Source organism: Limnohabitans sp. WS1 (genome assembly GCF_003063265.1).
Classification (GTDB): Bacteria; Pseudomonadota; Gammaproteobacteria; order Burkholderiales; family Burkholderiaceae_C; genus Limnohabitans_A.
Genome location: NZ_NERU01000002.1, coordinates 61,910 through 74,750 on the forward strand (window position 1 = coordinate 61,910; position 12,841 = coordinate 74,750).

Here is a 12,841-nt window from a genome sequence, read left to right on the forward strand (position 1 = left end):
ACACCATGACCCATCACGTGATTCTGGGCGCAGGCCCTGCAGGCGTCATCGCCGCCGAGACCTTGCGCAAGCATTGCCCGCAAGACCGCATCACCATCGTCGGTGACGAAAAAGAAGCGCCTTATTCGCGCATGGCGATTCCTTATTTGCTGATTGGCAACGTCGAAGAAAAAGGCACTTGGCTGCGCAAGGGCGACACCCACTTTGCCGACTTGCGCATCGACATCATGAACGCACGCGCCACCCAGGTGGACACCGTGGCGCGCCAAGTGGTGCTGGACAACGGCCAAAAGCTGGCGTTCGACAAACTGCTGATCGCCACCGGCTCGCAGCCCGTGCGTCCCCCCATTGCAGGCATGGACCTGCCCGGTGTGCACCCTTGCTGGACGCTGGCCGACGCCCGTGCCATTGCCGCACTGGCCCAGCCTGGTGCCAAGGTCTTGCAAATGGGCGCGGGCTTCATTGGCTGCATCATCATGGAAGCGCTCAAGCAACGCGGCGTCGAATTGTCGGTGGTCGAGATGGGTGACCGCATGGTGCCCCGCATGATGGGCCCCATGGCGGGCGGCATGATCCGTGACTGGTGCGAAACCAAAGGCGTGAAAGTCTATGTGGGCACCCGAGTCGAGTCGATTGCACCTGCCGCCGCGGCCGCTGCCCCCAGCGGCATCTTGGGCAAATTGGCCAGCGCCATTGGCCTGGGCAGTCCAGCCCCAGCAGCTCAAGGTTTGCATGTGCGCCTGTCCAATGGTCAAACCGTCGAGGCCGATTTGGTCATCAGCGCCACCGGCGTGCGCCCGGCCATCGGCTTCCTCAAAGACAGTGGCATCACTTGCTTGCAAGGCATTTTGACCGACGAGTTCTTGCAAACCAATGTGCCGGGCATTTATGCCGCCGGGGACTGCGCCGAAGCTTTTGACAAAGTCAGTGGCCAGACCATCGTCAGCGCCATCCAGCCCAACGCGGCTGAACAAGCCCGCGTGGCTGCGCTCAACATGGCCGGTCAACAGACCACCCTCAAGGGCGTGACCCAGATCAACGTGCTTGACACCCTGGGCCTGATTTCCACCAGCTTTGGCAATTGGCAAGGTGTGGAAGGCGGCGAACAAGCCCAGCTGACCGACCAAGCCGCAGGCAAACACCTGAGCCTGCAGTTCAAGGACGATGTCATGGTGGGCTGCAACTCGGTGGGTTGGACCGAGCATGTGGGCGTCATGCGTGGGCTGGTCGAAGGCCAAGTGCGTTTGGGCGAATGGAAAGAACGCCTGATGCAAGACCCCACCCGCCTCGTGGACGCCTATCTGGCCTGTGCACAAGGCCAGGGTCAATGGAGTGGTGCGGCGGATGCGCGGCGCAGATGAAGTGACAATCCTCGCATGAACATCACCTTCAAACTGTTTGCCACGCTCACCGACTATCTGCCTGCCGAGGTTCGCCGCAGCAATCAAATCGTCATGGACGTGGCATCTGGCACCACCATCATGCAAGTCATCGACTCCTTCAGTCTGCCCCCCAAGCTGGTGCATCTGGTCTTGGTCAATGGCAAATACATCGCCCCCGAAGACCGAGGCACGCACGCCTTGGTTGAGAGCGATGTGCTGGCCATCTGGCCGCCTGTTGCAGGCGGCTGAAGTCTTCGATGCAAGCAAGCTACGCCGAAACCTTCCAGCGCGACATGGGCTGCACCGAAGCCGAATGGCTGGGGTGGCTGCCCCGTGCTGTGGGACAACACCCGCTGCAATGCCAGGCCAGCAGCGCACACATCACCATCGGTGTGGGGCATCTGCAATTGCGCTGGCAAGTCATGCCCCCACGCGTCATTGCACAAATTCGCCTGCCCGTGCTGCGCATGCACTTCCAGTTTGAGGGCTTGAGCGAACAAGAACGCTACGCCTTCATGCGGCACTTTGATCTGTACACCCAGCGCGGGGGTGGGTGAGCTGTCAATTTGAGGCACCTGTTCAGTCAGAATGAGCCCATGGATCAACCGGAATGGATCAGCCCATGAGTGCTTCTTTTGCAAATTCAACCCACAGCGGCAAACCTCAAACCCCACCCTTGACTGTGGATGTGCTGATCGCAGGCGGTGGGCCTTTTGGTTTGATGCTGGCCATCGAGTTGGGGCGTCGTGGGGTGCGGACTTTGCTGGTGGACCCCAAAGCGGGCACCGCGTTCAACCCCCAGGCCAATGCCACGCAAGCGCGCACCATGGAGCATTTCAGGCGTCTGGGGTTTGCCTCCGAGATCCGGGCGCAAGGTCTGCCTGCCGATCACCCCACCGATATCGCTTATTTCACCCGTTTCACGGGCCATGAATTGGCGCGTTTGCCTTTGCCTACGGCAGCGCAAGCCACTCAGACCATCAAGACCCTGCAGGGCTCTTGGAGTGCGGCCGAGTTGCCTCACCGCGTGTCGCAAAAGTTTGTCGAGAAAACCTTGCGCCAGCAGGCCCAGGCTTGTCCCTCCAACGATGTGCGTTACGGCTGGTCGCTCACCCATTTTGTGCAAGACCTTGAGGGGGTCGACGCCACCGTGACCCCATTGGCCGGTGGTGCGCCTGTTTCGGTGCGAGCCCGCTACTTGGTGGGGGCCGACGGGGCTCGCAGTCCGATCCGTCACCAGTTGGGCATTGCTTGGGGCGGCAGCACCGGGGTCAAGCGCGACTTCATGGGTGGAAAAATGTTTGCCGTGTACTTGCGTGCGCCAGGTTTTGACCAGGTCATGCCGCACGACAAAGCCTGGATGTATGTCACGGTCAATGCCCAGCGCCGTGCCTTCATGGCCACGGTGGATGGGGCAGGTGAGTTTGCCTTCCATGCGGCGGTGCACGATGGTGAAGACGCCGATGCCTGGACAGCCGAAGACGCTCAGCGCATTTTCAACCAAGCCATGGGTTGTGAGCTGCCCATCGAGGTCTTGTCGGTGGGCACCTGGATGGCTGGGCACGCCTTGGTTGCCGAATCGTTTGGGCAAGGGCGGGTATTTTTGGGCGGTGATGCCGCGCATCTCTTCACCCCCACGGGTGGGCTGGGTTACAACACGGCCGTCGAAGATGCCATCAACCTGGGCTGGAAGCTGGCCAGTGTGGTTCAAGGCATCGCACCGCCCAGCTTGCTCGACAGTTATGCCTCAGAGCGCATGCCTTTGGCCCACCGCAACACCGCCTATGCCCGGCAATTTGCCGATTCGGTCGGCTTGTTTGAAGCCACATCGGCCTTGGAAGACGACAAGCCCTCCGGTCAAGCAGCTCGCCAACAGGCCAGCGTTCACTTGAACGGTCATGTGCGCATGGAATTCAACATTCCCGGCGTGACTTTTGGGGGCCGATACGACGATTCGCCCATTGTGGTGAGAGACGGCACCACGCCCCCACCCGACGCCGCCAACAGCTACCAGCCCAGTGCCTGTCCAGGTGGTCGACCGCCGCATGCTTGGCTGGCCGATGGTCGCTCGCTGTACGACACGTTTCACAGCGAATGGACCTTGTTGCAGCTGGACGCCAGCAGTTCGGCAGGTGCGGGTTTTGAAGTGGCCGCCCAGAGTCTGGGTTTGAACCTGAAGCGTTTGGACCACAGCGCCAGTGGCTTGCGCCCACTCTACCAAGCCCCATGGGTGCTGATCAGACCCGATCAGATCGTGGCTTGGAGAGGGCAAGATGACCAACACGCCTTGCAGGTGCTGCGCCAAGCCATTGGGTTTTAAAGACGCCCGGCATGGGCGAAAGCGGGCAGGGTTTGTTCCTCGGGTAGGCGGCCCGTCACCCGCCTGGTGTTTCATGCGTTTGAAGGGGATGGAGCCGCCGCTCAGTTCTGGCTGAACCAGCATGTGACGGTGTACAGGCCCAGCACCGTGAGCATCAAGGAGCCGAGCAAGTGCAAGGTGGCGGTGCCCAGAGCCCACGCCAAACGCCCTTGCTGAAGCATGTCCACCACTTCGGCCGAGAAACTGGAAAACGTGGTCAGTGCGCCCAGAAAACCGGTCACCAGGGCCAGTCGCCAGACCGGGTCAAGGTCCGGCAGTTGCTGGAACACACCCACACACACACCCACCAGATAGCCACCGATCAGGTTGGCCGCCAAAGTTCCCAAAGGCATCAGACCAGCGCTGGCGGGGTTGAGCCACAAGCCGAGCTGCCAGCGCGAGAGTGCGCCCACACTGGCACCAATGCAAATCGCGATCACCGTGAGCATGGGGTGGGTCCTTTCGGCAGGGCGTTAGGGGATGAGGGGGACCTTGAAGCCCCAGGTTTTAAAAAGGCGGGTCTTCTTCGTCGACTGCAGCGGCACCCGTTGTGACAGTGGAATTGAGCACGGTGCGGGTCGGGTTCGACGTGTTGGCATCGGCCGCAGCGGCACCCAGCTCCATCTCGCCGCCCAGGGCTTCGATCAGGCTGTCGATCAACGGTCCGAGCAAGCCAGTCGACAAGGCCACGTCGGCGTCAAAGCGGTCTTCGTTCTTGTCAGTGCCCGATTCGTCCATGACACCGTCGAGGTATTGCACTTTTTTCAGCTGCAAGGTCTCGGTCAGGACAAAGGCCACGCGGCCGTCCCAGCTGAGCGCCAGCTGGGTGGGCAGCTTGCCTTCCATCACATGCTTGCGCACGTCGTCGTTGGCCAGGTGGTGGCGGGTAAAGCGCACGCTGGCGGCGTCTTCGCCGGTGGACTTGAGCACGGTTTCGCGCTCCACGGTCAGGTCGGCCGGCCATTCATCTTCGGTCGGGGCCAGCAGCCACTGGGTCATGGCGGCTTGGGGCGAGGTCACGGTCTGGATCAACGACACCGACAGGCCAGCCAACACGTTCATCAGGGCCGACATGACCTCGTCGGCTTTGCCCTGGCTGCCTGCGTTGAGCACCAAGCGGCGGTTTTTCAAGTCCATCCACACGATCACGCTCGATTGGCGGGCAAAGGCCTGGGGCAGCAGCGACAGGAGCACGTCGTCCATCAGGTCGCGCTTTTCCTTTTTGCCGGGTTTGCGCCCAGTGGCCGCTTCGATTTCGGCGATGCGCTCGTCGGCTTTGCGCCGCACCACGCTGCCGGGCACGGCCTTGGACTCGATCATGAGTTTCATGATCCACTGCCCGGCCACCGATTCGACCAAGGGGCCATGCGCTTCGCCCCGTGGGGGCACCCAGCCAATGGATTTTTCCTGGCTGGCACCACATTCCACAAACTGCACCGGCTCCAAGGCCGCTTGCACATCGGCCAATGTGGGCGCAAAGCCCTCGCCGATGCGGTAAACCATCACATTTTTGAACACAAACAATCCTTACTGCCCAAATGAACAACCCGTCCTTTGGGGACGGGTTGAATCATAGAGGATGAACTTGCCTGCAAGCTCAGAGTTTCATTTGGGTGGGCAGCCAGGTCACGATGCCCGGCACAAAGTAAATCAACAAGACCGCGCCCATCATCAAAAAGAACATGGGCATGGACACCCGGGCGATGTAGGGCAGTTGCTTGCCCGTCATGCCCTGCAGCACAAACAGGTTGAAGCCCACGGGCGGCGTGATCTGCGCCATTTCGACCACAAACACGATGAAGATGCCAAACCAGATGGGGTCGATGCCCGCTTTTTGCACGGTGGGCATGAGCACGCCCATGGTCAGCACCACCATCGAGATGCCGTCCAGAAAGCAACCCAAGAGGATGAAAAACACCATCAAGGCCATGATGAGCGCAAAGGGGCTGAGGCCCAGGCTGCCAATCCATTCGGCCAGGTGGCGCGGCAGGCCGATGTAGCCCATGGACAAGGTCAAAAATGCGGCGCCCGCCAAAATCAGCGCGATCATGCAATAAAGGCGTGTGGCCCCCATCAAGGCGTCCTTGAACACAGCCCAGTTCATGGAGCCTTGCAAAGCCGACAAGATCAAAGAGCCGACCACGCCCACGGCGGCCGCTTCGGTGGCGGTGGCAAAGCCGGTGTAGATCGAGCCCAGCACCGCCGCAATCAGCAAGACCACCGGGATCAGGCTGCTGGAGGCTTCGAGCTTTTGCATGAAACTCATGGGCGCGTCACGCGGCGGGATCTGGTCTGGATGGCGCAATGACCAGTAAATGATGTAACCCGAAAACAGCCCGGCCAGCAGCAAGCCGGGCAAAACCCCCGCGATGAAGAGCTGGGCAATCGACACATCGGCCGCCACGCCGTACACGATCATGATGATGGACGGCGGAATCAACAGACCCAAGGTGCCGGAGCCGGACAGGGTGCCAATGACCATGTCTTCGGGGTAGCCACGTTTTTGCAGCTCGGGCAGGGTCATCTTGCCGATCGTGGCGCAGGTGGCCGCGCTCGAGCCCGACACGGCCGCAAAGATCGCGCAGCCCACCACATTGGTGTGCAGCAAGCGCCCGGGCAGGGCCTGCATCCAAGGGGCTAGGCCTTTGAACATGTCTTGGCTCAGGCGTGTGCGAAACAAAATTTCGCCCATCCAGATGAACAGGGGCAAGGCGGTGAGCGTCCAGCTTGAGGCCGAACCCCATATGGTCACCGCCATGGCGTCACCTGCGGGGCGGGCAGAAAACATCTGCATGCCCACCCAGGCCACGCCAGAGAGCGTGAGGCCAATCCACACGCCACTGCCCAAAATCAGAAACAAGGTCAGGACCAAAAGCCCTGTGATCATCAAGTCATTCATGGCGGTTCATTCGTTGCGCAGCATCTCGCCGCTCTCGGGGGCTGTACGTTGGCCCCGAATTTCCAGCACCAGTTCATCGACAAAGGCCAGTGCAAAAATCACCGTGCCCAGCGCCATGGCCAGTTGCGGTATCCACAAAGGCGTGGCGTCATTGCCGGTCGAAATGTCATGAAACTCGATGGATTGCCACACCAGGCGGCAGCTGTAGAAAGCGAACAAACAAGCCAGCAGGCTGGCCAGCGACAGGCTGAACACTTCCATGCCCCGGCGTGCGGCCCCCTTGAACAAGCCCAGCACCAGAGTCACTCGGATGTGTTCACCGCGCTTTAAAGTGTGGGCCAGCGCCAAAAAGCCCGCCCCGGCCATGAGGTAGCCCGCATAGGCGTCGGTGCCGGGCACATGCACATGGAGCTGCCGACTCAAGACGGACAACAGCACCATGAACAGCAGGCCGCACATGCACAGCGCCGCCAAGGCGGCGGTGCTGTCATAAATGGCGTTGAGCAGTCGGCGCATGCGATCAGCGGTTGAACGCGTCGACGATGGCCTTCCCCTCAGCCCCAGACTTTTCAAGCCACTCTTTCATGATGGTGTCGCCCACTTTTTTCATGTCGGCTTTGAGTTGCGCAGACGGTGGAGCCACCGTCATGCCATTGGCCTTGAGGGTTTCCAGGGTGGTGGTGTTGACCTTGCGCGATTCGGCCCAGCCCCGGGTCTCGGCCGCAGCAGCCGCTTTGAGCAAGGCGTCTTGGGTGGGCTTGTCCAGCGCGTCGAAAGCTTTTTTGTTGGCAATCACCGCGTTTTTGGGCAACCAGGCTTGCACGTCGTAGTAGTACTTGAGGTGCTCGTACAGCTTGCTGTCCACGCCTGTGGCGCCCGAGGTCATGGTCGATTCGACCACACCCGTGGCCAAGGCCTGCGAGAACTCGGCCGCTTGCACGGTCACAGGTTGGGCGCCAACCAGTTCAGCGATCTTGGCGGTGGTGGGACTGTAAGCACGCCATTTGATGCCCTTGAGGTCGGCGGCGCTGTTGATCGGTTTTTTGCTGTAAATGCCTTGTGGGGGCCAGGCCACCGAGTACAAGAGCATCATGCCTTGGTCGGCCAATTTCTTTTCCAAGAGCGGCTTTTGCGCTTTGTAGAGCTTCATGGATTCGTCGTAGCTGTCGGCCAAAAAGGGCAGGCCGTCCGCACCAAAGGGTTGCCATTCGTTTTGGAAGTTGACCAGCAAAATCTCGCCCAACTGGGCTTGGCCACCTTGCACGGCACGCTTGATCTCGGGGGCCTTGAACAGGGATGCGTTGGCGTGCACCGTGATCTTCAGCTTGCCCGCCGTGGCTTTGTCCACATCGGCCGCAAACTGGGTCATGTTGACCGAGTGGAAGTTGGTGGCCGGGTAAGCGGCGGGCAGGTCCCATTTGGTTTGGGCCGAGACAAAGCCGGAAACAGCGAGCAGGCCAGCCAGCAGGCTGAGGTGAAGGGCGCGACGTTGCATGAAAACTCCTGTGAAAGATGGGAATGTACGGTTCACTGGGCAGTGCAAGAAAGGTGCCCGCTTCACGCGTGCATCGGGTGCATCTGTCTGGTGCCCACTGTAGGCAAGGCAGAGCCAATCCGTGATCGGTGTTTTCCCTTAACGTCAACAAATTGTTGGCAAATTGTCGGCATCGGGCATAGACTTTCTCAACTCTCCAGCCTGGACGGAACCCATGCCGCGCAAAAATTCTCTGAGCATCTCTGCCCCGAGCCCCATCGTGTCCTCGGCCCATCTGGTCTCGCCCGACAGCGCCGAGATGAGCGAGTTCGAGTTCGGCCTGATCGTGGCGGGCAACGCGTTTCACCGCTGGATCATCCACTGCATGGCGGCGGCGGGCTTGAAAGACCTGACGCCGCTCGATGTGCTTGTGCTGCACCACGTCACGCACCGTGCGCGTGACAAGCGCCTGGCCGACATCTGCTTCATCATGAACATCGAAGACACCCATTTGGTGAATTACGCCCTGAAAAAGCTGCAAGGCTTGGGCGTGGTGGTGTCTCAAAAAAATGGCAAAGACGTGACTTATGCCGCGACCGACGAAGGCCGTGCTTATGTGCAGCGTTACCGCGAAATCCGCGAGAGCTGCTTGATTGACGCTTTGAAGGCCGACGATGGCTTGAACCGCGACATTGGCGAGTTGGCCCGATTGCTGCGTGTGCTGTCGGGCATGTACGACCAGGCTGCGCGTGCTGCGGCTTCTTTGTGACCTTGGTATTTATATTCTGATTGTTGAGCGACTTATGAACGAACCCACCATCACACCCGCTGGCAAAAACCGTTGGCAGTTCTGGATTGACCGGGGCGGCACCTTCACCGACGTGGTGGGCAAGCGGCCTGACGGCAGCCTGGTCACGCACAAACTGCTGAGTGAAAACCCCGAGCAATACCGCGACGCAGCGGTGGCAGGCATTCGGCATTTGCTGGGCTTGAAGCCTGGTGAGCCGGTGACGCCCGAGCTGGTCGAGTGCGTGAAGATGGGCACGACGGTGGCCACCAACGCACTGCTGGAGCGCAAAGGCGAGGCCACGCTGCTGGTGACCACACAGGGCTTTGGCGACGCGCTGCGCATCGCTTACCAAAACCGCCCACGCCTGTTTGACCGCCAGATCGTGCTGCCCGAGTTGCTGTACAGCGCGGTGGTGGAGGCGCAGGAGCGGGTGACGGTGGACGGCGAAGTGTTGTTGCCGCTCGACGAGGTGCATTTGCGCACCCAATTGGTGAACAGTTTTGCGCAAGGCGTGCGCTCGGTGGCGGTGGTGTTCATGCACGGCTGGCGGCACACCGCGCACGAGCAGGCGGCAGCGAGGCTGGCGCGTGAGGTGGGTTTCACGCAAGTGAGCACCTCGCACCAGACCAGCCCGATGATGAAGCTGGTCAGCCGGGGCGACACCACGGTGGTCGATGCGTATTTGTCACCGATTTTGGGCCGCTATGTGGACCAAGTGGCCAGCGAGATGCCGGGCGTGAAACTGATGTTCATGCAGTCGTCGGGCGGCTTGACCGACGCGCAGGTGTTTGCGGGCAAAGACGCGATTTTGAGTGGCCCGGCGGGTGGCATTGTGGGCATGGCCCGCACTGCGCAGCTGGCGGGTCATGACAAGGTGATTGGTTTTGACATGGGTGGCACCTCCACCGATGTGTCGCACTTTGCCGGGCAGTTTGAGCGCGAGTTTGAAACCCAGGTGGCGGGTGTGCGCATGCGTGCGCCCATGATGAGCATCCACACCGTGGCGGCGGGTGGTGGCTCGCTGCTGGCCTATGACGGTGCGCGTTTCAGGGTGGGCCCGCAAAGCGCGGGGGCCAACCCCGGCCCAGCCAGTTACCGCCGGGGCGGGCCGCTGGCCGTGACCGATGCGAACGTGATGGTGGGCAAGGTGCAGCCGAAGTTTTTCCCTTCGGTGTTTGGGCCGGAAGCGAACCAGCCGCTGGACGCCGAGGTGGTGCATGGCCATTTTGCAAAACTGGCCACGCAAACCGGCCGCGCCGCTGAAGACGTGGCGCACGGTTTCATTCAGATCGCGGTGCAGCAGATGGCCAATGCCATCAAGAAAATTTCGGTGGCGCGGGGCTATGACGTGACGCGCTACACCTTGCAGTGTTTTGGTGGCGCGGGTGGGCAGCATGCGTGTCTGGTGGCCGATGCCCTGGGCATGTCGCAGGTGTTGGTGCACCCGCTGGCGGGTGTGCTGTCGGCTTATGGCATGGGCCTGGCGGACCAGAACGTGATGCGCGAAGAATCGATTGAGCGGCGTCTGGAAGCTTCGGCCATGCCCTTCATGGCCGAGCGTTTGCAGGCTTTGGGCGAAACCTCGCGCCAAGCCCTGCTGGCCCAGATGGGCGTGGATGCCGGAGGTGCTGACCGCATCGAGCTGCGCCAACGCGTGCATTTGCGTTACGAAGGCACCGACTCGGCGCTGGTCGTGCCTTGGGGTGATTTGGCCCACTTGGTGGCGGGTTTTGAAGCGGCGTATCGCCAGCGCTTTGCCTTCTTGATGCAGGGCAAGGCTCTGGTGGTCGAAGCCGTGTCGGTCGAGGCGGTGCTGCCTGGCGATGCGCCCGAAGAGGCTGTTCATGCGCTGAACTCTGAGCGGGAGGTGCCGCGACGCGACACGGTGCGTGTGTACGCCGCGAATGCGCAAGGCATGGCCGAGTGGCAAGACGCTGCGTTGGTGGTGCGCGAAGACATGCGCCCCGGCGATGTGATCGACGGCCCGGCCATCATTGCCGAAAAGAATGCCACCACGGTGGTCGAAGCAGGCTGGCAAGCACGTCTGACTGCTCTGGACCATTTGCTGCTGGTGCGCGTGCAGGCGCGGGCGGTGCAGCATGCCGCAGGCACGCAGGCCGACCCGGTGCTGCTGGAGGTGTTCAACAACCTGTTCATGAACATCGCCGAGCAAATGGGGCTGCAGCTGCAAAACACGGCCTACTCGGTCAACATCAAGGAGCGGCTGGACTTTTCGTGTGCGCTGTTCAGCGCCGAAGGCCATTTGATTGCCAACGCGCCCCACATGCCCGTGCACCTGGGCTCCATGGGCGAGAGCATCCAGACCGTGATCAAGGAGAACCAAGGCCGCATGCAGCCGGGTGATGTGTTCGTTCTGAACGACCCGTACCACGGCGGCACACACTTGCCCGACATCACCGTCATCACCCCGGTGTACCTGGATGGTCACACTGATCCGGTGTTTTATGTCGGCTCACGCGGTCACCACGCCGATGTGGGTGGCCTGACGCCGGGCTCCATGCCGCCGTTTTCCACGCGCATCGAAGAAGAGGGCGTGCAGATCAACAACGTCAAGCTGGTCGAGGCGGGCCACCTGCGCGAAGCGGAGATGGTGGCGCTGCTGCAAAGCGGCGAATACCCCTCGCGCAACCCTGCGCAAAACATGGCCGACCTGAAAGCGCAAATTGCCGCCAACGAAAAAGGTGTGCAGGAATTACGCCGCATGGTGGACCAGTTTGGTCTGGACGTGGTGCAGGCCTATATGCGCCATGTGCAGGACAACGCCGAAGAATCGGTGCGCCGCGTCATCACGCGCCTCAAAGACGGCGCATTCACTTTGCCGCTGGACAACGGGGCGCAGATCCAGGTGGCGGTGCGCGTCAATGCCGCAGACCGCACGGCCGAGATCGACTTCACCGGCACCAGCGCCCAATTGCCCAACAACTTCAACGCGCCGCGTGCGGTGTGCATGGCGGCGGTGCTCTACGTGTTCCGCAGCTTGGTGGACGACGACATCCCGCTGAACGCTGGCTGCTTGAAGCCGCTCAAGGTCATCATTCCGCAGGGCTCCATGCTCAACCCCAACCCGCCCGCGTCTGTGGTGGCGGGCAATGTGGAAACCTCGACCTGCATCACCAATGCGCTGTTTGGCGCTTTGGGTGTGATGGCGGGCAGCCAGCCGACCATGAACAACTTCACCTTCGGCAATGCGCGGGTGCAGTACTACGAAACGATTTCTGGCGGCAGCGGCGCGGGTGGGCGCTTCGATGCGCAAGGCCAACTGGTGGGGGGTTTTGATGGCACCTCGGTGGTGCAAACCCACATGACCAATTCACGCCTCACGGACCCCGAGGTGCTGGAGTTCCGCTTTCCGGTCCGGCTGGAAAGTTATGCCATCCGCCAGGGATCAGGCGGCGCGGGTCGCTGGCATGGCGGTGATGGCGGTGTGCGACGCGTGCGCTTCTTGGAGCCGATGACGGCAGGCATTTTGTCCAATGGGCGTGTCCACCCCGCGTTTGGTATGGCAGGCGGTCACAGCGGTTTGCCGGGCATCAACCGCGTGGTGCGCAGCGACGGCCGGGTCGAAGAATTGGCGCACATCGGCCAGGTGGAGATGCAGGCGGGCGATGTGTTTGAAATCCACACGCCCGGCGGCGGCGGGTTTGGCAAGGCCTAGGCAGCGGCAATTGATCCGGCCAGGTGAAGTTTGCATGAACGCTTTTTTTGTGGGAGCGACGCCCTCGTCGCGATAAAGCCCCGCAGACCACCAAGAATCGCCCCGAGGGCGGGGCTCCCACAATGCCCCCATCGCTGATCACTGTCCCCAAGGCAAGCCTTGCACTTCAAACTTCACAGGGCCGGATCAATAAGTTGTACGACCGACCGTCTGTAGGCCGGTCATGCCTGCCGAATTGACCGATTGGGCCGATTCGGCAGG

The 12,841-nt window shown here is 61.3% G+C and carries 11 protein-coding genes; 6 read left to right on the forward strand and 5 right to left on the reverse strand.

What is annotated here, in order from left to right; genetic code table 11:
* The first annotated feature begins 5 nt into the window (after positions 1-5).
* The 4 genes from B9Z48_RS04020 (at position 6) to B9Z48_RS04035 (ending at position 3,702) form a co-directional block, all read left to right on the forward strand.
* Positions 6-1,361, forward strand: coding sequence for an NAD(P)/FAD-dependent oxidoreductase (locus B9Z48_RS04020; protein ID WP_108377425.1), 1,356 nt, complete (start codon positions 6-8; stop codon positions 1,359-1,361).
* A 15-nt stretch (positions 1,362-1,376) separates the two neighbouring features.
* Positions 1,377-1,631: a MoaD/ThiS family protein gene (locus B9Z48_RS04025; protein ID WP_108377234.1), complete on the forward strand. Its 255-nt coding sequence runs from the start codon at positions 1,377-1,379 to the stop codon at positions 1,629-1,631.
* Positions 1,632-1,639: 8 nt separating this feature from the next.
* On the forward strand, positions 1,640-1,939 hold the full coding sequence (locus B9Z48_RS04030; protein WP_108377235.1) for a hypothetical protein: 300 nt from the start codon (positions 1,640-1,642) through the stop codon (positions 1,937-1,939).
* Positions 1,940-2,004: 65 nt separating this feature from the next.
* Positions 2,005-3,702 (forward strand): FAD-dependent oxidoreductase, encoded by a 1,698-nt coding sequence (locus B9Z48_RS04035; RefSeq protein WP_108377426.1) that lies wholly within the window; start codon positions 2,005-2,007, stop codon positions 3,700-3,702.
* Positions 3,703-3,803: 101 nt separating this feature from the next.
* Here the strand turns inward: B9Z48_RS04035 and crcB are convergent, their stop codons facing one another.
* The 5 genes from crcB to B9Z48_RS04060 form a co-directional block, all read right to left on the reverse strand.
* Positions 3,804-4,190, reverse strand: a complete 387-nt coding sequence (gene crcB, locus B9Z48_RS04040) for a fluoride efflux transporter CrcB (protein WP_108377236.1) — start codon at positions 4,188-4,190, stop codon at positions 3,804-3,806.
* A gap of 58 nt (positions 4,191-4,248) precedes the next feature.
* Positions 4,249-5,259 carry a recombination-associated protein RdgC gene (locus B9Z48_RS04045; protein ID WP_233261017.1) on the reverse strand — a complete coding sequence of 337 codons (1,011 nt, stop codon included), beginning with the start codon at positions 5,257-5,259 and terminating at the stop codon, positions 4,249-4,251.
* Positions 5,260-5,338: 79 nt separating this feature from the next.
* Positions 5,339-6,640, reverse strand: coding sequence for a TRAP transporter large permease (locus B9Z48_RS04050; protein WP_108377237.1), 1,302 nt, complete (start codon positions 6,638-6,640; stop codon positions 5,339-5,341).
* A 6-nt stretch (positions 6,641-6,646) separates the two neighbouring features.
* Positions 6,647-7,156, reverse strand: a complete 510-nt coding sequence (locus B9Z48_RS04055) for a TRAP transporter small permease (RefSeq protein WP_108377238.1) — start codon at positions 7,154-7,156, stop codon at positions 6,647-6,649.
* 4 nt (positions 7,157-7,160) lie between these two features.
* Positions 7,161-8,135 carry a TRAP transporter substrate-binding protein gene (locus B9Z48_RS04060; RefSeq protein WP_089954595.1) on the reverse strand — a complete coding sequence of 325 codons (975 nt, stop codon included), beginning with the start codon at positions 8,133-8,135 and terminating at the stop codon, positions 7,161-7,163.
* A 214-nt stretch (positions 8,136-8,349) separates the two neighbouring features.
* On the opposite strand from B9Z48_RS04060, the gene B9Z48_RS04065 reads away from it, so the two are divergent.
* Together B9Z48_RS04065 and B9Z48_RS04070 are read left to right on the forward strand one after the other, a co-directional pair.
* Positions 8,350-8,883: a winged helix DNA-binding protein gene (locus tag B9Z48_RS04065; RefSeq protein ID WP_089954592.1), complete on the forward strand. Its 534-nt coding sequence runs from the start codon at positions 8,350-8,352 to the stop codon at positions 8,881-8,883.
* Between the two features lie 34 nt (positions 8,884-8,917).
* Positions 8,918-12,580 (forward strand): hydantoinase B/oxoprolinase family protein, encoded by a 3,663-nt coding sequence (locus B9Z48_RS04070; RefSeq protein WP_108377239.1) that lies wholly within the window; start codon positions 8,918-8,920, stop codon positions 12,578-12,580.
* Positions 12,581-12,841 lie beyond the last annotated feature (261 nt).

Coding starts and splice junctions, on each gene's coding strand:
- B9Z48_RS04030 (WP_108377235.1), top strand. CDS start 1,640: ATGCAAGCAAGCTACGCCGAAACCTTCCAGCGCGACATGGGCTGCACC.
- B9Z48_RS04035 (WP_108377426.1), top strand. CDS start 2,005: ATGAGTGCTTCTTTTGCAAATTCAACCCACAGCGGCAAACCTCAAACC.
- B9Z48_RS04055 (WP_108377238.1), bottom strand. CDS start 7,156: ATGCGCCGACTGCTCAACGCCATTTATGACAGCACCGCCGCCTTGGCG.
- B9Z48_RS04070 (WP_108377239.1), top strand. CDS start 8,918: ATGAACGAACCCACCATCACACCCGCTGGCAAAAACCGTTGGCAGTTC.
- B9Z48_RS04025 (WP_108377234.1), top strand. CDS start 1,377: ATGAACATCACCTTCAAACTGTTTGCCACGCTCACCGACTATCTGCCT.
- B9Z48_RS04060 (WP_089954595.1), bottom strand. CDS start 8,135: ATGCAACGTCGCGCCCTTCACCTCAGCCTGCTGGCTGGCCTGCTCGCT.
- B9Z48_RS04065 (WP_089954592.1), top strand. CDS start 8,350: ATGCCGCGCAAAAATTCTCTGAGCATCTCTGCCCCGAGCCCCATCGTG.
- B9Z48_RS04020 (WP_108377425.1), top strand. CDS start 6: ATGACCCATCACGTGATTCTGGGCGCAGGCCCTGCAGGCGTCATCGCC.
- B9Z48_RS04050 (WP_108377237.1), bottom strand. CDS start 6,640: ATGAATGACTTGATGATCACAGGGCTTTTGGTCCTGACCTTGTTTCTG.
- crcB (WP_108377236.1), bottom strand. CDS start 4,190: ATGCTCACGGTGATCGCGATTTGCATTGGTGCCAGTGTGGGCGCACTC.